The 21,096-nt window shown below is 44.8% G+C and carries 14 protein-coding genes and 1 pseudogene; 11 read left to right on the plus strand and 4 right to left on the minus strand.

Annotation, left to right across the window (positions count from 1 at the left end):
• Window positions 1-164 precede the first annotated feature (164 nt).
• From RLO19_RS06655 to RLO19_RS06665, 3 genes are all read left to right on the plus strand, one after another.
• Window positions 165-3,776 carry a PAS domain S-box protein gene (locus tag RLO19_RS06655; protein WP_446354928.1) on the plus strand — a complete coding sequence of 1,204 codons (3,612 nt, stop codon included), beginning with the start codon at window positions 165-167 and terminating at the stop codon, window positions 3,774-3,776.
• Between the two features lie 127 nt (window positions 3,777-3,903).
• Window positions 3,904-5,127, plus strand: coding sequence for a hybrid sensor histidine kinase/response regulator (locus tag RLO19_RS06660; RefSeq protein ID WP_446354930.1), 1,224 nt, complete (start codon window positions 3,904-3,906; stop codon window positions 5,125-5,127).
• A complete protein-coding gene (locus RLO19_RS06665) occupies window positions 5,117-6,514 on the plus strand; it encodes a hybrid sensor histidine kinase/response regulator (RefSeq protein WP_446354932.1) in 1,398 nt (465 codons plus the stop codon). The genes RLO19_RS06660 and RLO19_RS06665 overlap by 11 nt, the downstream gene beginning before the upstream one ends.
• A gap of 27 nt (window positions 6,515-6,541) precedes the next feature.
• Here RLO19_RS06665 and RLO19_RS06670 read toward each other — a convergent pair whose 3' ends face one another.
• Entirely contained in the window at window positions 6,542-7,039 is a 498-nt protein-coding gene (locus tag RLO19_RS06670) for a hypothetical protein (RefSeq protein WP_446354933.1), read from the minus strand.
• Between the two features lie 411 nt (window positions 7,040-7,450).
• Here RLO19_RS06670 and RLO19_RS06675 point away from each other — a divergent pair, with 411 nt between their 5' ends.
• The 6 genes from RLO19_RS06675 to pyk all read left to right on the plus strand — a co-directional run bounded on the left by RLO19_RS06675 (window position 7,451) and on the right by pyk (window position 15,464).
• Window positions 7,451-8,752, plus strand: a complete 1,302-nt coding sequence (locus RLO19_RS06675; protein ID WP_446354935.1) for an RNA-guided endonuclease InsQ/TnpB family protein — start codon at window positions 7,451-7,453, stop codon at window positions 8,750-8,752.
• Between the two features lie 35 nt (window positions 8,753-8,787).
• Window positions 8,788-10,185, plus strand: coding sequence for a serine/threonine protein kinase (locus RLO19_RS06680; RefSeq protein WP_446354936.1), 1,398 nt, complete (start codon window positions 8,788-8,790; stop codon window positions 10,183-10,185).
• Between the two features lie 110 nt (window positions 10,186-10,295).
• Window positions 10,296-11,285: a serine/threonine protein kinase gene (locus tag RLO19_RS06685; RefSeq protein ID WP_446354937.1), complete on the plus strand. Its 990-nt coding sequence runs from the start codon at window positions 10,296-10,298 to the stop codon at window positions 11,283-11,285.
• Window positions 11,278-12,492, plus strand: a complete 1,215-nt coding sequence (locus tag RLO19_RS06690) for an RNA-guided endonuclease InsQ/TnpB family protein (RefSeq protein WP_446354939.1) — start codon at window positions 11,278-11,280, stop codon at window positions 12,490-12,492. The genes RLO19_RS06685 and RLO19_RS06690 overlap by 8 nt, the downstream gene beginning before the upstream one ends.
• Window positions 12,493-12,612: 120 nt before the next feature.
• Complete coding sequence (locus RLO19_RS06695) at window positions 12,613-13,944, plus strand: M16 family metallopeptidase (protein WP_446354941.1); 1,332 nt, start codon at window positions 12,613-12,615, stop codon at window positions 13,942-13,944.
• A 92-nt stretch (window positions 13,945-14,036) separates the two neighbouring features.
• A complete protein-coding gene (gene pyk, locus RLO19_RS06700; protein ID WP_446354950.1) occupies window positions 14,037-15,464 on the plus strand; it encodes a pyruvate kinase in 1,428 nt (475 codons plus the stop codon).
• A 388-nt stretch (window positions 15,465-15,852) separates the two neighbouring features.
• On the opposite strand, the gene RLO19_RS06705 is transcribed toward pyk, so the two are convergent.
• On the minus strand, window positions 15,853-16,188 hold the full coding sequence (locus RLO19_RS06705; protein ID WP_446354942.1) for a DUF6335 family protein: 336 nt from the start codon (window positions 16,186-16,188) through the stop codon (window positions 15,853-15,855).
• Window positions 16,189-16,666: 478 nt separating this feature from the next.
• Between RLO19_RS06705 and RLO19_RS06710 the strand changes: the two genes are divergently transcribed.
• On the plus strand, window positions 16,667-17,761 hold the full coding sequence (locus tag RLO19_RS06710) for a DJ-1/PfpI/YhbO family deglycase/protease (protein ID WP_446354944.1): 1,095 nt from the start codon (window positions 16,667-16,669) through the stop codon (window positions 17,759-17,761).
• A gap of 84 nt (window positions 17,762-17,845) precedes the next feature.
• On the opposite strand, the gene RLO19_RS06715 is transcribed toward RLO19_RS06710, so the two are convergent.
• Window positions 17,846-18,673, minus strand: a complete 828-nt coding sequence (locus tag RLO19_RS06715; RefSeq protein WP_446354946.1) for a carbonic anhydrase — start codon at window positions 18,671-18,673, stop codon at window positions 17,846-17,848.
• Between the two features lie 275 nt (window positions 18,674-18,948).
• Here RLO19_RS06715 and RLO19_RS06720 point away from each other — a divergent pair.
• Window positions 18,949-19,806 (plus strand): annotated as a pseudogene (locus RLO19_RS06720) (SDR family NAD(P)-dependent oxidoreductase); the annotation flags it as partial.
• A 62-nt stretch (window positions 19,807-19,868) separates the two neighbouring features.
• Here the strand turns inward: RLO19_RS06720 and RLO19_RS06725 are convergent.
• Window positions 19,869-20,636 (minus strand): YebC/PmpR family DNA-binding transcriptional regulator, encoded by a 768-nt coding sequence (locus RLO19_RS06725; protein ID WP_446354948.1) that lies wholly within the window; start codon window positions 20,634-20,636, stop codon window positions 19,869-19,871.
• Between the last annotated feature and the right edge of the window lie 460 nt (window positions 20,637-21,096).

Raw genomic sequence — 21,096 nt, forward strand, 5'->3', positions numbered from 1 at the left:
CTCATTAGCTTCCTTTAGGAGTTTAATCAGTCTTTCTTTCTGCTCTTGAGACAGATGATTTTTAGCTGGCATATCCTGGCGACCGCGCTCTTTACCTTGTCTTTATATTATACAATTAAGCTGCGTAGCAGCTTATTACCGAACGCAAGCAGGTAGAAGCCGAGTTGCGCCAAAGCGAAGAACGCCTCAACCTGGCACTAGATGCTGCTCAGATGGGCATTTGGGACTGGAATCTGTTGACAAACCAGATTCGTTGGTCTAAGAGTCATGAAGTGCTGTTTGGTTTAACTCCGGGTACATTTGATGGTAGCGATGCGGCTGTTGAAGCTTGTATTCATCCGGATGACCGAGAAGCCTTTAAAGGCGCCGTGAACCATTCTCGGTTAGAGCAGCATGAGTATGATCAGCAATTTCGGGTGGTTTGGTCTGATGGTAGTATTCACTGGATTGGGGCAAAAGGGAAATTTTTATATGATCAAACGGGTCAAGCGGTGCGGATGCTGGGTACAGTGATGGATATCAGCGATCGCAAAAAAGCTGAAGCCAAAATCCATACCTTGAACGCTGAGTTAGAACAACGAGTAGTTGAGCGCACCCAGGAACTACAGCGTACTAATGAAAACTTAAAACAGGAAATTCAGGAACGCCAACGCGCCGAAGCCGCACTGCACCTGCAAGCTGAACAAGAGCGGTTAACCAGCGCGATCACCCAACAGATTCGCCAGTCTTTAGACCTGAATCAGATCCTCAATACGACAGTAACCCAAGTTCAGCAATTTTTAGCTTGTGATCAGGTGGCGATTTACCGCACTCAGGGCGATGGTACGGGCAAAATTGTCGCCCAAGCCTTAGCGCTAGACTGTTGTGTTCCCCAGGAAAATTCTCTACCTGAGTATATCTTTCCTTATGCCTGTCATCAATTTTACTGTCAGGGTGAAATTCATACCGTCGCCGATGTTGAACGGGATGAGATGTTACCCTGTCTGGCTGATACACTCAGGCAGTGTGGTGCTAAGTCTAAACTCATTGTGCCGATTCTTCAGAACGAAACCCTGTGGGGATTGCTGATTGCTCATCAGTATAAAGCTACTCGAAAATGGCAGCCTGATGAAGCCGAGCTGCTCACGTCATTAACCACTCAAGTCACAATCGCCATCCAGCAGGCTGAACTTTACTCCCAGCTTCAAGCCGAATTAACGGAACGTCAACAAATCCAGCGAGAACGCGATCGCTTGTTTAATCTCTCCCTGGATATACTAATGATTGCCAACTTTGAGGGATACTTGATCGATGTTAACCCAGCTTTAGAGAAAACCTTGGGTTTTACTTGTGACGCCTTAAAAGCCCAACCCTTTATCAAATGGGTTCATCCAGATGATCGGGAAGCGACTCAGGCGCAAATGAAAAAACTCGCCGAGGGGATCACGATCAAGTCTTTTGAGAATCGGTTTCGTTGTCCAGATGGATCTTACAAATGGTTCTCTTGGACAGCCGCGCCATTTTTGGAGGAACGGTTAATTTATGCCGTTGCTCACGATATTACTGAACGTAAACAGGCACAAAAAGCCCTGCAAGAAAGTGAACAACGCTTTCGCACTGTAGCTGACTTTACCTATGACTGGGAGTATTGGCGAGATCCAGATGGAAACTTTATCTATGTTTCTCCCTCATGTCAACGGATCACCGGCTATAGTGCTGAGGAATTCCTCCAGGATGCGCGATTACTTGAGGCAATTGTCCATCCCGATGATCGCCTGACAATTGCTGAACATATACGCGAACAGTTACACAACCCCCATGTCTATTCCACGGACTTTCGCATTATCACTCGCACGGGAGCGAGCCGTTGGATTGCCCACGCTTGTCAACCCGTCTATAGCGCGGATGGACGTTGGTTGGGTCAACGGGCAAGTAACCGCGATATTAGCGATCGCAAGCAGACTGAAGAGGCACTCTACCACCGCGAACAACAATTTAGAGCGTTGGTGGAAAATTCACCAGATATTATAGCACGGTTTGACCACCAATTGCGTCATCTCTATGTGAATCCGGCAATAGAACAAACAACGGAACTCTCCCCCAAAAACTTTATCGGTAAAACCAATTTGGAGTTGAGAATGCCGCCAGAGAAAGCCCAGTTTTGGAATCAAGCGCTGCAATCTGTCTTGAGCACTGGACAAGAAAAGCTCATTGAATATGACTTTTCCACACCTAGTGGCATGAAATTTTTTCACTCTCACATCGTACCTGAGTTTAATTCCGATGGCACGATTCGGTCAGTGTTAAGCATTAGCCGCGACATTACGGCGCATAAACAGATAGAAGTGGCGCTGCAACAAGCCAAAGACGCCGCCGAGGTGGCGAATCGGGCGAAAAGTGAATTCCTGGCAACGATGAGCCATGAACTCAGAACCCCCCTTAACGGCATTTTAGGATATGCTCAACTCCTGCAAACCGATACCAATTTAACCGAAAATCAACGGGATAATTTAAGCATTATTCACCAATGTGGCGAACATTTGCTCACGCTGATTAATGATATTTTAGACCTCTCCAAAATTGAATCCCAAAAATTAGAACTTAATCCGACAGAGTTTCATTTACCGAATTTTCTCAGCAGCATTGCCAATCTTTTTCGGCTGCGTGCTACCCAAAAAGAAATTGATTTTACTTACGAACTTTTATCTCCTCTCCCCCAAGGCGTTATCGCTGATGAGAAAAGACTGCGACAGATATTGATCAACTTACTCAGCAATGCGGTGAAGTTTACGGATCAAGGTAGCGTGACGTTTAGAGTTGGCTATGTTGAAGATGGGGGAGATGAGGGAGATAACTCAAAACTTAAAACTTCCCCAATTACCAGAATTCGTTTTCAAGTTGAAGATACGGGGATTGGCATAGATCCGAACAAATTAAGCGAAATCTTTTTACCCTTCCATCAAGTTAGCGATTGCACCCACGCGGTAGAAGGCACGGGATTGGGGCTTGCTATCAGTCAGAAGCTGGTTCAGCTTATGGGTAGCGCGATTCAAGTTAGCAGTAATTTGGGTCAAGGTAGTGTATTCTGGTTCGATTTAGAGTTGTCTGACGTTTCCCCAGGACAAGCATCGGCACAATTGTGCCCTCGACGACTTATCGGTGTTAAAGGACAACAGCAAAATATTCTCATTGTTGATGATAATGCCGTTAATCGCTCTCTATTGCGACAACTGCTAGAACCGTTCGGGTTGAACATTTTTGAAGCCGTCGATGGTCAAGATTGTTTACAAAAGGCAGTCGATGTTCAGCCTGATCTGATATTAATGGACTTAATCATGCCAGGACTAGATGGCTTGACAGTAACGCGGCGACTGCGACAATTGATCCAACTCAAAAAGGTGATTATTATTGCTATATCCGCTAATGTTTTTGAAACGACTAAGCAGGAAAGTTTAGCGGCTGGATGCCAAAACTTTCTCTCAAAACCTGTGCCAATCCAGCAACTCCTAGAATTACTGATTGTCCATTTAGGTGTTGAAGGAATTTATGAAGAACATCGAGATTCCCCAACTATTGAACTGGAAACCAAGGATATACCCCTTGTTCCTCCACCCCCCTCGGAACTAGCGATTTTGTGGGAACTCTTGGAAATGGGGGATATTCAAGGAATTATTGACCAATCACAGCATTGGCAAAAAGAAAACAATGATTGGGTTCCCTTTGCCACACAGATACGTTCTCTGGCTAAAGATTTCCAGTTACCAAAAATTGAGCGAATTCTAAATCAATACACCTGATAAGTAATAATAATTCATAAGTCATTTAAAGTGCCTATTATGTGCGGATTTAGTCGTATATCCTATAGAGGGTATTTTAGAAAAACTCTTACCATTTTCCCCTCTTACCCTCCTCCCCTTAATTACTATGGATAATCAAACATCTGAAACCAGCCGACTTTTGATCGTTGACGATCAACCTCACAACCTGGGAATATTATTTGATTTCTTGACTCAATCCGGATTCAAGATATTTGTTGCTTTAGATGGTGAAAGTGCAATTAAACGAGCCGAAGTAACTAAACCGGATTTAATCATTTTAGATATAATGATGCCGGGAATTGATGGATTTGAAGCCTGCAAACGGTTGAAAGAAAATCCATCCACTCAAGACATTCCCATTGTTTTCATGACAGCGCTTTCTGACACAGTAGATAAAGTCCAGGGATTTAATCTTGGTGCAGTCGATTATATCACTAAGCCCATTCATCAGGAAGAAGTTTTGATCCGAATTCAAACTCACCTCAGACTCCATAACCTGCAAAATCAACTGCAAAAGAAAACAGAGGAACTCGCGCACCTTAATCAGAATCTGGAAGAAATTGTGCAAGCGAGAACTCAACAACTCATTGAACAAGAGAAAACAGCTTTGATTGGACGGCTTACTCAAGGAATTGTGCATAATTTAAGAAATCGCATTCAGCTTATTTTATCTTACAAATGTTTGGCAACTGGAGAAATGACCGGAGAAGATATTTCTCAAAAAATGACACTCGCTTATGTTGATAAGATGGCTGAAGCTGCCTGGGATATGAGTAAAATACTGGATAATCTCATGCATAAAAGTATAATGGATCACTCCTTGGAGTTAACTCCACTCAATATTAATGAAATTTTAAATAAAGAACTAGATTTTTGGCAGGCTAATCTCCAGTTTAAACATCAGGTAAAAAAATGCTATTTCTGGGATGATACTATTCCATCAATTCCTTTAGTCTATACTGAAATATCTCAAATTTTTGATAATTTAATCAGTAATGCTCTAGATGCTATGTGGGGTAAGCCGGAACAAAAGTTAACAATTATCACCCGACAAGACGAAGAAAACGTTTACATTGATGTTCAAGATACAGGCTGTGGTATAGCTCCAGAAAATCTAGCCAAAATTTTTGACCCGTTTTATACAACTAAACCATTTAAAGGTGAAGAAAAACAGGAAAATCAACCCACAGGTACAGGACTGGGTATTTATACTTGTATGCAGATATTAAAAGGTTTTGGGGGTGAGATAAAAGTAACCAGTGAGATTAACAAAGGGAGCATTTTTACTGTAAGAATACCAAAAAAAAACAGTCAAAGAAATGAATCATAAAATAGCTCAAGGCAACCTGCTAGTTGTTGAAGATAATCCAACGAATCTAAGTTTTCTGTTTAATTATTTGACAAAATCTGGCTTCAAGGTACTTGTCGCCACGGATGGGGAAACGGCGATCCAGCGAGTTGAAGCGGCTCAACCTGATCTGATCCTGCTGGATGTGATGATGCCTGGAATTGATGGATTTGAGGTATGTAAACGACTGAAAAGTAATCCCTCAATGCGGGATATTCCAGTCATTTTTATGACAGCACTATCAGATACAATCAAAAAAGTTCAGGGATTTGAAATTGGCGCGGTTGATTATATTACGAAACCGATTCAGCCGGAAGAGGTTGTCAGCCGAATCCAGACTCATCTGACCCTACGAAACCTGCAAAAGGAACTGCAAGTCAAAAATGAACACTTGTTACAATCCCAACAGCAAGAAAAGCAGAGATCTTTGGAACTTGAAAAGGCGCTACAAAAGCTGCAAGAAACTGAAGTTAAACTGATTCAAGCTGAGAAAATGTCCTCCTTTGGCAAAATAGCAGCGGGTATTGCTCATGAAATTAATAATCCCATCAATTTCATCTACGGAAATCTTTATCACGCCAATGAATATATTCAACAACTTTTTGATTTAATCACGCTTTATCAAGAAACTTATACCCATCCGACCGAGAAAATTACTACCCAAATCCAGGCGATTGAGTTAGAGTTTATTCAATCCGATTTACCTCAACTTCTGGACTCTATGCAGGTGGGTGCTGAGCGCATCCGCAAAACTGTATTGTTGCTCAAGAATTTTTTTCATCTGCATGAGGCTGAGTTAAAGTTCATTGATATTAATCAAAATATCGATAACACACTCTTGCTCTTACAGTACCACTTAGATGCTAAACCGGGACGACCTAGGATTAAGGTAATCAAAAACTACAGCAATTTACCTCAAGTCAAATGTTATGCTAGTCAGCTCAACCAAGTGTTTATGAATATCCTGACTAATGCTATTGATGCTTTAGATGAGAAGTATGGCAGACGGGGGAGTAATTTGGGGTCAATTAGAAGGGATGAGGGAGAGGAGGGGGAGGAGGGAGAATTTTTGCGATCGCGACTCCATCAGGAACAATCCCTAACCCCTAGGATTTGGATTAGTACAGAGATTGTCGAACAGACAAATATTATTATCCGTATTGCCGATAACGGATTAGGAATAACAGAAGATATACGCAAGAGGATATTCGATCCCTTCTTTAGCACCAAACCAGTCGGTTCTGGAACGGGTTTAGGATTGACGATTAGTTACCAAATCATCGTGGAAAAGCACCAAGGTCAATTACTTGTCACGAGTGAAATGGGAAACGGTACAGAGTTTGTGATTGAAATTCCCATTCAGTCGTGACGCTCCTTACGTCGCTAACGCCCCTACTTAACGGGGAAAATCCTCAGCATCAATACAGGTGGCTAGCGCACTTGGCAAAGAAAAATCAATTTCGCGACTCAAACCAATTACGCATTCGGAAAAACGCAAGGGGCGAATAGTGCTGCGACAGTTCGCCAGCACCAAGAGTGGATCAGAGCCTTGAGTACGCTGGTTAATATTAACCATACAGCTTGCCAATTCCTTGGGACGCCGGACGCGCATACAAGCAAATAAGGCTTCATCAGCAGCAACTGGCGTTAACTCCTCGATTTTCAGGACACACAGAGATAAATCCTTGGGATAAAGCGCCTCAGCACAAGTTCTTGCTGCATTTTCCCTAGAGATACCCGCACGCAAGAGTTCTGCGGCGCAGATTTGAAACTGATCGACACCAGCACTCACAGGAGTAGTAGGAAAGGCTAGGGTGAATAAACTCGCTGTAACTAGCGGACTAGCACACATTTGCCAAAAATGACGACGGCTAACGCGATTTTTCCTGTTCATAGTGGGTTTTCTGGTGAACGATATCCTAGGCTAGGATAGCCGATTTGCAGCAGTTTTCAAGTAAATGAGGGGAAAACACGGGGAAGCTGGGGGAGCATATCATCTCCTGAGAAAGGATCAACCGATAGGAATAGGGTTAAAGTAGAGAAATAGGCTTGATCAGCTATCATCCGCAGGAGCCTCACGCTGAAATCTTTGATGAGCGCGTTGATCTGAATGCGGGATCTGCCCTTGGGGGTTCAATGCCCCTGAGATAGACAAAGCCCTAATGTATTCCCTTAACACATCACTCTGAGTCCTTTCTGTGATGCGGCAATATTACTCAAAGTGCTGATTTTCTCTATCGGATATGCGAAGAGATATACTTTTTATCTATTGCAAAATTACGTACACCTGCAATACAATAGTAGCATGAAACTTGCTCACCAGTTCAAGCTATTGCCGACCTATTTGCAGCGTTGCCGCATAAATAAGTGGCTCGATATGCTGCGCTGCCAATACAACTATCTGTTGGCAGATAGGTTCGACTGGTGGCAGATGAACCGCTGCCCTGTTAATACTTGCCCATTAATTTGTAGTATTGCTAAACCCAGAGAACAACCTGAATACTATGGTCAGAAACGCTCTCTGGTATCTCTCAAAAAAGAGAGGGAATGGTACGCGGATATTCACGCTGATGTCCTACAGGACATGGTGAAGCGAGTAGACCTGGCGTTCAAAAGGTTTATCAGGGGAGACAGCAAAGGTAAGCGTAGCGGCAAACCAAGGTTTAAAGGTAAAAACCGTTACCGGACTTATGCTTACTCTAGAGTTAAACCTGATTGCATCCAGGGTAATCGAATCACTTTACCTAAGCTAGGTGAGGTTAAATTAATCCAGCATCGCCCTATTCCCGATGGGTTTACCATTAAACGAGCTTATGTTACAAAAAAGGCTGACGGCTTCTATGTGACTTTAACCTTAGAAGATAAATCTGTACCTGATACTCCAACCATCGACATCCAGCCAACTGAAGCCAACAGTATCGGGGTAGATGCTGGGCTAGAATATTTCATTGCTTGCTCGGATGGTGACACCAAAGAGCCTCCTAGGTTTTACAGACACTCTGAAGAAAAATTAGGGAGACTTCAAGCCAAACGGGAATTAAGACCGAAAGGCTCGACCTCCCGTCGTAAGCTCAACGAGCGTATAGCCAAGCTTCATCAAAAAATTGCCAGACAGAGGAAACAATGGCATTTTGAGTTAGCTGGCGAATTGGTAAATAAGGCGGATGTCATCTTTATCGAAGACTTAAAAATTGCTAACCTGATCCGACGCAACAAGCCTAAACAAGCTCTTGATGGAACATTCCTGGCTAATGGGCAGGCTGCCAAATCGGGTCTAAACAAAAGTTTTGCTGATGCTGGGATAGCTGGGTTCCTGAATGAAATCTTGCCTGACAAAGCCGCGAAAGCTGGTAGGCAGGTGATTAAGGTTAACCCAGCAGGTACATCGCAATATTGTGCAAATTGTCTAAACGAAGTTCCTAAAGAATTATCTGATCGCTGGCACAGTTGCCCTCATTGCGGTATCCAAATGCCACGGGATGTTAACTCTGGGATACTTATTAAAAAAGTGGGGTTGGGCGTTCGCCTCACTATAAAACGCGAATCCCGTAAAGGGAGGAGAAGCCTACAGATTAGCCCTTCGACTACGCTCAGGGCTAATCTTTGATTGACTGTAGGAGTACGTCACGACTTACACGGGAAATGCTGCAAGCACAACAGGTCTTATGCGATCGCTATCACCTTCACCATCCCTTTGGCAATAACCCTGGACGCCAAACCTGGTTGGCGTTTGACCATTCTGTATCCCCGCCAGAATCGGTGATTGTTAAGCTGTTGGCATTTAACCCTCAGATGCAGTGGGATGAGTTTAAGTTGTTTGAACGCGAAGCTCAGGTTCTCCAACAGCTAACCCATCCTCAAATTCCCCGCTATCGGGATTATTTTTCTTTGGATAGTCAGGTAGGAGAGGGCTTGTATTGGTTCGGATTAGTCCAACAATGCATTCCGGGGACTTGCCTACGGCAACTATTAGATCAAGGTAAACGGTTCAGCCAAGAGCAAGTGAAGGGTATTGCTGAATCGGTGTTAGAGATTCTAAGTTATTTGCATGGCTTACAGCCTCCGGTGCTACATCGGGATATCAAACCCAGTAACTTAATTTTGGCGGATGATGGGCAAATATATCTGGTCGATTTTGGTGCGGTGCAAAATCGGGCGGTGACAGAAGGGGTAACGTTTACGGTGGTGGGAACGACGGGCTATACTCCCTTGGAACAGTTTTGGGGAAAGGCTGTACCCGCCTCAGATTTGTACGCTTTAGGCGCAACCTTAATTCATTTACTCACTGGGATTACCCCGGCTGACTTACCCCAACAAGATTTACGGATTCAATGGAGCGATCGCGTTTCGGTTGATCCCCAGTTGATTCGTTGGATAGACGCCTTGACTGCACCAGATTTAGACGAGCGATTTAGGAGTGCGGCTGAGGCGCTCTTAGCACTGAATCACCATCGTTATCCCCAACGTTCCCTAACTAATCTACCTCAACCTAAGGGTAGCCGCGTTCAGCTAAAGAAATCACCCCAGCAGCTTAGCCTGAAAATTCCCCAACCCAAGCGATCGCTCCTGGAGATTCTCAAACTAGGGGGTGACTTACTGCTCACGGCTTGTTCACTCCCGCTTTTATTACTATTCGGGTTAATCTTTTTAGGATTAGGCATCGGAGTATTTTCCACCTTATCCCAGAATGGCACGTTATTTCTTCTCCTGCTCCCCCTGGTTGCGTTTATGGGATGGCTCTGGCGGGATACCAACCAGGAGTTAGGCAAAGTGCAAGATGAAGTCGCCTATAATTTGCGTCATCTGTTCGGGTGTTATTGTCTTGACTTGACTCAAGAACATTTCATTATTGAACGAGAACTGTTTGGGTTAACCTATCAGCGTCATATCGGTCAAGTTGCTGACATCAAAAGCATCCAATTGATTCCCTTTACAGAGATCCGGCTCGAAAATTGGATGATTTCCTATTCCTTCGGTGAAACCTTAACCGAAAACGAGCGGCGCTGGTTAGTTCAGGAACTTCAAGGATGGCTTTTCTGAATTATCAATTATCAATTATCAATTATCAATTATCAATTATCAATTATCAATTATCAATTATCAATTATCAATTATCAATTCCCTGTTTCCTATCTAATAAGGAATGACAAATGATAAAACAACTGTTAGCACAACGTTATCAACTCGAAAAAAAATTAGGACAAAATGCGGGGCGTCAAACTTGGTTAGCCCAAGATATTTGCCTGTCACCGCCGCAACCCGTCGTGGTGAAGCTGTTAGCGTTTAATCCTCAGATGCATTGGGATGAGTTAAAGCTATTTGAACGAGAAACGCAAGTTCTTCAGCATCTTAATCATCCCCGAATTCCCGATTGTCGCGGTTCCTTTACCATCGAAAAGCAACTGGGCGAGGGGTTACCTTGGTTTGGCTTAGTCCAAGACTATATTCCTGGGGACTCTTTGCAAACGCTATTAGATCAGGGAAAACGATTCACAGAAGCGGACGTTTGTCAAATTGCCGAGAGTATTTTAGAGATTCTTATTTATATGCATGAACTCTCGCCCCCTGTATTTCACCGTGATATTAAACCGAGTAATTTAATTTTAGGTCAGGATGGACAGATTTATCTGGTTGATTTTGGTGCCGTACAAGACCGAGCAACAGCAGAAGGTGTAACATTTACAGTAGTGGGAACCAGTGGCTATGCACCACCAGAACAACTTTGGGGAAAAGTGGTTCCCGCCTCGGATCTCTATGGATTAGGGGCGACATTAATTCATTTGTTAACGGGAATAGCACCGGCTGATTTACCCCAACATCAGATGCGCTTACAATTTAGCCATTGTGTTAATCTCACTCCCCATTTTTCCCAATGGTTGGCACGTCTGACAGAACCGGCACCAGAACGACGGTTTACTGGGGCGCGTCAAGGGCTATTGAGTTTAAAATCAGGTAGAGACTCACAGAGAAATCTGGCGCACTCATCGCGCGATCGCGTGCGTTATGGTCGTCTAGCTGGCTTGACCGAAAATTGGGGATACAAGCCCCGTCCTTATAGGGCGGCTTTTTATTTGATAAATCGTCCTGTTATTTTGTCAAACAGTTGTATAATGGTGTTAGGAGGTGATGCAATTGTTTAATTTAACCTACGAGTTCAAACTTAAGCCAACTAAAAATCAAGTAGCCGTTTTTGAAGAATGGCTAGAAAGATGCCGCAAAGTTTACAATTATGCCCTTTGTGAGCGCAAAGACTGGTTTAAATCCCGTAGCTGTCAAATTAACGCTTGCTCACTCCGATCTGAATACATCATCCCGGCTGATACTAAACGCCCTACATACGCAAGTCAATGCCGTGGTTTAACCGTTGCACGGGCTAACATTCCAGCGCTTAAAGCCGTCCAAGTCCATGTACTACAGCAGACACTTAAGCGCCTAGAAAAAGCGTTTGTCGGTATGTGGGAAAATGGACACGGGTTCCCACGGTTTAAAAAAGTTGGGACAATGCGGTCATTTGTGTTTCCTCAGTTAGGCGTTGAGCCAATCCAAGGGAGCGCGGTTAAATTGCCCAAGATTGGGTTAGTTAAATTTAACCAATCGCGCCCAATCCCAGAAGGGGCAACCATCAAGCAAGCCCGTGTGGTTAAACGTGCATCTGGTTGGTATGTCATGCTAACCCTACAGTGGGATCTAGATGTGCCTCAGCCAACACCCCACGGGGAAGCGATAGGGATAGATGTAGGGATTAGTCATTTTGTCGCTGTGTCTAACGGGAAATTATTCCCTAATCCCAAGCCTTTTAGGAAACTTGAAAACAAGCTTAAATTGCTGCAAAAGCGAGTATCTAAAAAGCGCTTAGGAAGTAATAACCGGAAAAAAGCACAAGCCAAAGTAAGTCGATTGCATGAACGGATAGCCAACATCAGAAAAGATTACCACTGGGAGTTAGCTCATAACCTTTGTGATTGGGCGGGTATGATATTCGCTGAATCACTTAACCTTAAGGCGTTAGCCAAAGGGATGCTAGGTAAACATTGCCTAGATGCTGGCTGGGGTCAATTCTTGCAAATACTAGAGCAATGCTGCTTTAAACGTGGTGTATTTTTCCTCAAAACTGATGCTAGGAAAACAAGTCAGATATGCCCCAACTGCCTAACAGAAACGGGTAAAAAGTTGCTATCCCAGCGCATCCATTCATGTGGTCATTGTGGCTATACAACCGATAGAGACGTTGCAGCCGCTCAAGTAGTCTGTATTCGTGGACTTGCAGCCGTGGGACACACGGTCAAGATGCTTTCTGAGGGTAAATTCACTGGAATCCCTATGACGGAAGAATCCCCGCTCTTATAGGGCGGGGATTGTCAACTTCTCCCGTAGCTTGACCAGCTTTCCCTAGGATATGCCGGGGGAATCTGACAAAGCCATTAAGATAGAGAAACATGGCACAACTGCAAAGCAAGCGAGTAACAGATGACCTCAACTCTGCTCAAAACTCCACCTCTAAATGCCCCAACCCTTGAGACATTACCTAATGGTCTAACCATTGTGGCAGAGCAGATGCCTGTCGATGCGGTTAACCTGAATGTCTGGGTGAATGTGGGTTCTGCCGTTGAATCTGACCCGATTAACGGTATGGCACATTTTCTCGAACACATGGTTTTTAAGGGAACACCACGCCTAAACAGTGGCGAGTTTGAGCGGCTGATTGAAGAACGTGGTGCAGTGACCAATGCGGCAACGAGTCATGATTACACCCATTACTACATCACCACAGCACCGAAGGATTTTGCTCAACTCGCGCCCTTGCAACTGGATGTGGTGTTAAATCCTCTGATTCCCGATGACGCCTTTGAACGGGAACGGTTAGTGGTGTTAGAAGAAATTCGGCGTTCGGAAGATAGTCCCCGTCGCCGCACCTTTCGGCGGGCGTTAGAAACCAGCTTTGACTACCTCCCCTACCGTCGCCCGGTACTTGGACCGACATCTGTGATTGAATCCTTAACCTCTCAGCAGATGCGAGACTTTCACAGCACCTGGTATCAGCCCAAAACGATGACAGCCGTAGCGGTGGGCAATTTACCCGTGGAGGAGTTGATTGACACAGTAGTGCAGGGATTTGCCCACGTAGGGGCGAAGCTTATGCGCCCAGATTTATCGGTTGTCGGTCAAAATCCCAACGCGAATGCTTCACCCAATCCCCAATCATCCCGTCTTACCTATAAGCCAGAAGCGCCGTTTACCGACATTGTGCGCCAAGAGTATGTAGACTCGACATTACAGCAGGCGCGATTGGTCATGGTTTGGCGAGTACCGGGATTAAAACAGTTGGAGAGTACCTATCCGTTAGATGTTTTAGCCGCTATCTTAGGACAGGGGCGGATGTCGCGGTTGGTGCGAGATTTGCGCGAAGACCGTAAACTGGTGACTCATATTGGGGTGAGTAATATGACTCAGCAGCTACAGGGGATATTTTACATTTCCGCCCAGCTTCCCACAGAGAACTTGGAAATTGTGGAAGCGGCGATTGGGGAACATATTCGTCGGTTACAAACGGAATTCGTCGATGGAGCGGACATTGCCAGAATTAGCACCCAGGTGGCGAATCGATTTATTTTCAGTAATGAGAAACCGAGCGATCGCACCAGTCTATATGGTTATTATCACTCCCAATTAGGTGATTTAACCCCAGCATTAAATTATCCGGCTCGCATTCAAGCCGTCAATGCCCACGAGATTCAACAGGCTGCCCAGGATTATCTGGCAACGGATGCGTATGGTATTGTGACGATGAAACCAGCGTAAATAGACGGGAAGAGATAACGGGACGAGATAAATAAGATAATAGGGCACGGCATTGCCGTGCCCCTACCACAATTTAGGGATAATTGATAATGATGAAACCTCTAAGTAATCGCACTAAAATCGTTGCTACCATTGGTCCTGCAAGTAATTCACCAGACATCCTCAAGCAAATGGTGCAAGTGGGAATGAATGTGGCACGGTTGAACTTCTCCCATGGTAGCTATGATGACCATGCTCACACGATTTCTTTGCTACGCTCTATTGAAGAGGAATTAGATACACCGATTACGTTACTCCAAGACTTACAAGGACCGAAAATTAGAGTCGGGAAACTGCCCGATGCACGACTTGATCTGGTTCAAGGAGAATTGATTTCCTTAGTTCCCATTTCGGAATTCAATCATCAACCGAAAACAGTTGCTATCGACTATCCCCACTTGGCTCAAGAAGCAGAACCCGGAGTGCAGATTCTGCTGGATGATGGACTCTTAGAGCTTCGGGTTGAGGAAATTGAGGGCAATAGTGTTAAGTGTCAAGTCGTCGAAGGGGGGATACTCAAAAGCCGTAAAGGTGTTAACCTGCCCGGATTGAGCCTAAATCGCTTACCCTCAATGACAGACAAAGACCGACAAGATTTGGAATTTGGCATTGCTCAAGGGGTAGACTGGGTGTCCTTAAGCTTTGTTCGTTCTGCGGAAGATATCCGTACTCTCAAAGGATTTCTCCAGCAACACAATGCTTCATCCCTACCTGTGATTGCCAAAATCGAAAAACCTCAAGCGATCGCGAACTTAGAAGCCATTATTAATGAAAGTGACGGTATCATGGTAGCACGGGGAGATTTGGGTGTAGAAATGAGTCCGGAAAAAGTCCCGTTTCTGCAAAAGAAAATTATTCGGATTTGTAACCAAAAGGGGATTCCGGTAATCACAGCCACCCAAATGCTCGACAGTATGATTAATAATCCCCGTCCAACTCGTGCTGAAGCCAGTGATGTGGCTAATGCAATTATTGATGGCACCGATGCGGTGATGCTTTCCGGGGAGTCAGCCGTGGGTAAATATCCACTTAAAGCCGTGACAATGCTAGCCCGTATTGCCACGGATGTGGAACCAGAAATTAAGTTTGTCAACTATCCCCCAGCCGCAACCAGTGAAGCCAATGCCCTGAGTGAAGCGCTCAACACGATTGATAAGATTATGGATTTGCGCTGTATTGCGGCTTTCACCAGTACAGGACACACCGCCAAACTAGCCGCCGCCGAGCGTCCAGGAGTGCCTGTTATTGCTCTAACTCCTAATCTGGAAATTTACCACAACTTGAATTTAGTTTGGGGGGTTAAACCCCTGTTAATCGAGCAAGAAGTTGAGTCTTTTGAAGAGCTAGTTAATCAAGCCCAAACTCAGTTATTAAAACGGAATTTAGTGGTAGCGGGAGACAAGATTTTGATTATCGCTGGGATTCCGACAAAAATCCCAGGCGGAACGAACTTGCTCAACATTCATACGATTAGCGCGTGAATTACCAACACCGTAGCGTAAGCTCAGTGTAGGCTTCAATACTCAAAATTATTGCTTGTAACTTTTGACTTCTTATACCAAATCCGGGTTAGCTGCCCCTGTTATAGCTCAGTCCGCGCATGGGGACGAAAGTTTGTGTAGTTCCGCGATTTCAATCGCCTGTTCAAAAGGGGGTATTCACAAATTGACAATGGATAATGAACAATGGATAATGACCTCTCCTTAAAAGAAGAAGATTAAAATTAAGGAAAATCTTTTTTAATTTCTTCGTAAACGAAGAGGTATTAGACCCAATTAATCAATTGTCAATTATCAATTATTAATTATCCATTGATAAAGGCGGATTGGGTATTATCTGCCGCTAATTGCTATTACGCCAACCAACATTCTATAGTCCGTGTTCTTGATAATCTTCAGAGGACTTCGGATCTAATTCCCAACGCTTCTCATCCCGCCGTTTTAGCTTATCCGTGACTTGCGCCGGTTCTTTTTGAGCGCCTGCCACACCAACTACTCGCTCTATCTCCTGGGTTACATTTTGCTCCGGTGTAGATGCTAAACCCCCAATCGCTTCGTCGCCGCTTACTTTTGCCTGGTAGAGGTTAGCATCTATATCGGTAGTGGTGGGTTCGCCGCTTGCCATACGGTTTCTCGATTCTTCAACCTGACTTTCGTCTGATGATATCGGGTTTGACTGGGATTGGTTTATGTTTTCAGGTTCCATCCATATCTCCTTAGTAGTGGTGTGACACAGCTAATTTGTATAGATTAGCTTTGGTTCTTTCGTAGTAAGGGCTTTAGCCCTATCTTTTGTTAGGTTTCCTTGCGTTTTCCCAACCTACAACCTATTCCTCAATTTTAGCTGTGTCAGTCCAGTAGTAGCGTGGCACACCTAAAATGGTGGATTAGTATTGTAGGGGCGCACGGTGTGCGCCCAATTTCACCGTCAAATCTATTCCACAATTTTAGCTGTACTACGGCAGTAGGTTACTACTCCCACCCAACAGCTTAGCGTTTCCCAGGTAAATCGGTTTATTACCCCAGAGCGAACCCTATTTCTTTCTTTTGAGAGATGACTTTTTCCGGAACCGTTCATAAGCTGAGAATACTTAATCCATAATACCTGTTTAGCCCGTCGTATTATTCGTGGCTGAAAGAATACAAGTCCAATATTTTACCCGATCAAGTCGTTAACAATTCTGATGATGATAACCGATAATAGAGCCAAAAAAGTTGCCATTCTGATTGATCAGAATTTTGAAGATTCCGAGTTTCAAATTCCTTATCAAGCGCTGCAACAAGCAGGGGCACAGGTTGTGGTTCTGGGTTCGCGCATGAATGAAACCTATCAGGGAAAACAAGGGAAGGTTTCGATTAAACCTGATGGTACAGTAACCGAAGCACGTCCAGAAAGTTTCGACGCCGTAGTTATCCCCGGAGGGATGGCGCCGGATACGATGCGAAATAACCCTAATGCCGTACAATTTGTGCAAGGAGCCATGGAGTTGAATAAGCTCGTCGCGGCGGTGTGCCACGGTCCCCAAGTATTAATTGAAGGGGATTTACTTCAGGGCAAAAATGCTACCGGATTTCTCTCCATTCGCAAGGATATGACGAACGCCGGTGCTAATTATGTGGATGAACCTTTAGTGGTGGATGGTAATCTGATTACCTCTCGTCAACCCGGTGATTTGGCAATATTTACCACAGCAATTCTCACCCGATTGGGTTTAGGTATTCCGGATCAAGCGTTACCCGATGAAAAGGATACGACGGCTCAATGGTGGCAATTGGCAGAAGCTTGGGGGGGTAGTAGCAAAAGCGACATTGTTAATGGATTGAATACGGCTTTAGCTGGGGAACGATATGGGCGAAAAGCCTTTGAGTATTATACCCAAAAAGTGGCTGATGTCGAGTTGCGATCGCTACTGCAAGAAATCATCGAAAATAAGCAGCATCACATTATCATGCTGGAAAATCGTTTGAGAGATTTTCAGGCATTTGAATCTATTCCGGAAGTGGCGACAGACGCCTACGCCACCTTACAAAATTGGCTGCAACCAAGCGAAAGTTTATCAATTTTACGCCATGCCTTGGGTGACATTCAAACTGGTGTTGTCGATGCTTATAATCTGCGGAAACAATTCACAGATCCCACGTCAACAGTCCTGTTTACTCAGATTGAAAAGGAGTTGGCAGAATACGAACAGCGTTTAGCCCAACTTTATCACAATCGCCTCGGAGAACAAGAGGCTACACCTGCTCAACCCACTACCCTGGCGGCGGTTGGGGGTTAAGAATTAGTAGTTTGTTTGGGTTAGCAATATCTGCTAACCCGCAACATTCTTTCTCGTCTCCCTTGTCTGTAAAGGTGGATTTAATTAATCCTTGAGTACGAGCCGACCGTTCCTTTCTTGCACAGGTCTGGAATTATTGGAATATAGGTTTGTAAAGTTGGCGAATTGTCCTGATGTAATTCTCATCGTATCTTTATATACAAGCCAATTCACAATTTCTGAGCAAGGGGGTGTGGTGAGAGAACCAGAATACCGATAATATTTGGGCGGGGTGGCCAGGAGGGGCAGGAGACTGCCTATCAAACCATCCTGAGGAAGAAACTTTTTAGGATTGATGGTTACTGAGGGTGATGTTGTTCCACCTGAGGCGGGTAGGTTGTTCAAAATCTTTGCCATCTCAGAGTTAGTACCAGAACTACCCACTTCCATGAGCCTGCCAATAACCGCTAGTTCTACGTTTCCCTGTGCATCTGTACGTTGATGAACTAGGTGAACTTCCATCTCCGTAACTTCGTTATTTATAGTATGTTCACAGGGAGCGTGGAAGTGAAATTGGATTAAATTAAATATTTTACCATCCAAGGTCAGAGTACTGCCGGGAGGACAGTCAACTTGGATAGTCTTACCAGTATCCCGAATAGTTGGGGAAAACGAGTTGTAGTTAATGATAAAGTCGTCTTCAAAATCGACCCCAATGGGATTGGTTAGAGCGATTGGAGATTGTCGTGTTCCCGTTCCACAAACCGCATAAGCTGGATCAAGACTTCCCCAATTACTCGGTCCAAGTGATCCGGTATAACCCCATGCAGCACCTCCCCCACCAGATGCTGATACGAGAGACTGTACGGCAGCGGTTAAGGAGGTTCCAGCTACACCGATTGACAAGTACTTGAGTAATCTACGCCGATCCATTTTTCTTATATGAGTGAGTGGTTTACAAATCTTTACAAATACTAGCTTACTATACCTTTGGCGAAAAATCTATCAATAGATAGAACTTGATTTATCAGTATTGGTTATCAAAAGGTTGAGGTTACATCATTAGTTAAGAACCTTTGCTAGACTATCGCCAATTTTCCAAATATTCCCAGCTAAAATCATCCTAAAGATAGATGTATAAAAAATTGATTTGAGATGATTTGAAAACAAGAACAGAGTAGAAATAGTCGTGGGAAGAGGTTTAGATCGTGAGTAGACTGCTAGAAGGAAAAGTCGCCATCGTGACGGGTGCGGGAACAGGTATCGGGGAAGCGATCGCGCATAAATTTGCCAAAGAAGGCGCTAAGGTGGTTGTCAATGGACTACCGGATGATCCAGTTGAGGAGGTGGCAAAGGCAATCAACGACTTTGGCGGGGAGGCGATCGCGGATCGAGGGGATGTCTCAGAAACCAATCAAGCTCAAGCCTGTGTGGAAGCGACGATTAACCAATACGGGACGCTGGATATTTTGGTAAATAATGCCGGTGTGTTTCTGGCAACTGCCCAAACTGAAGACTATCCGATTGAGGCATTTGATCAAACCCTGAAGATGAACCTGCGATCGGCATTCCTGATGACCAAGTACGCCCTACCACACTTGCAAAAAAGTCGGGGTAACATTGTTTGTGCTGGCTCAGAAGCCGGCTTTAATGGAGTAGCACAAAATTCTCCCTACGGCGGAACGAAAGGGTGGATGCACGCCTTTGTCAAAGGTGTAGCCGTTGAACAAGCCAAATATGGAGTGCGGGCGAACTGTTACTGTCCAGGTGCCATTGATACCGCCTGGACTCACAAAGAAACTGGTCCCATGGACGCTCAGATGGAGGAAACCCTGATCATGGCGGCACCGATGGGACGACGGGGAACACCAGAGGAAATTGCCAATGTTTGTGCGTTTCTAGCTTCTGAGCAAGCCAGCTATGTCACCGGAGCACTATGGCTCGTGGATGGGGGAGTGACGGTTGCTAAAGGCGCCGTGGGTCAACAAACCCCCGAATCCCTGCGTCAACCCCCTTCTGGTGAACTGCGTCTGGATCACCAAAAAGAGGGGTTAAACAACCAGAAATGTAGGGGCGCACCGATGTGCGCCCGATTTAACCGTAGAATCTATTTCACCCCTACGATGGCTTACGCCATTGTCAACGACACCAAATCATCTGCCATTTCAAAATTAGCGGTGACGTTTTGCACATCATCCAACTCATCGAGGGCATCCATTAATTTTAGGAGCGATCGCGCCACATCTGGATCAGTAATTTCGACGCTATTTCCCGGTATCCAGCGTAACTCAGCATCGCGCACGGTAAAGCCTTGATCCTGTAAGGTTTGATTCAGGTGTTCCAGATTCGTCACCTCGGTTACAACTTCCACCCCCGGTTCCTCGTCGTCTTCTATCCACTCATAAGTTTGGGCTCCACCAGCTAGTGACGCTTCCAATAACTGATCCTCAGGAACCTCACCCGCTACTGTCACCACACCTTTTTGTTCAAACATCCAACTAACACAACCCGTTTCCCCTAGATTCCCGCCATTCTTCGTAAATGCTGATCGCAAATCTGCTGCCGTGCGGTTACGATTATCGGTAAGGGCTTCAATTAGAATAGCCACACCGTAAGGACCATACCCTTCATAGCGAATTTCTTCTAGGTTGTCGCTACCACTATCAAATTGACCCGACCCTTTCGCGATCGCCCGGTCAATATTATCATTAGGAATACCCGCCGCCTTTGCCTTCTCAATCGCGGTGCGTAAGCGAAAATTCCCATTCGGGTCAGGAACGCCGCTACGGGCAGCTACAATGATTTCTCGTGAGAGTTTGGCAAAGGTTTTTCCCTTCACCGCATCCACTCTCGCCTTCTGGCGCTTAATATTTGCCCATTTACTATGTCCTGCCATAACTGAAACCAAACTCAGTCAAATCCCGCTTCCCTAGGGTAGCTTGGTCATTGGTCATTTGTCATTCGTTGATTAGCCCAACAGTTCTGGCATAAATTAAAACAGATTGACTACGAGGGTTAAATCTGATATTTTGCACCTTTGTCGGTAAGCCCCGACACCCGCCAAGAACTCAAGTTCTTGGCTCATAGCTTAAGTCCATTAAAATGGACTAAGACTAGATATGCAGTCGTCTAAAGACGACTTTCGCTTTGAGACTTGGGTTTTAACCCAAGGCTTAATGAGGGCGGGTTTAGTTGCCTCTCTTGTGAGGGAAGAAACGTTCACAAATTGACAATGGATAATGAACAATGGATAATGACCTCTCCTTAAAAGAAGAGGATTGAAATTAAGGAAAATCTTTTTTAATTTCTTCGTAAACGAAGAGGTTTTAGACCCAATTAATCAATTGTCAATTATC

Origin of the sequence: Coleofasciculus sp. G2-EDA-02 (assembly GCF_040226375.1) — a bacterium.
In the GTDB taxonomy this organism is placed as follows: domain Bacteria; phylum Cyanobacteriota; class Cyanobacteriia; order Cyanobacteriales; family Coleofasciculaceae; genus Coleofasciculus.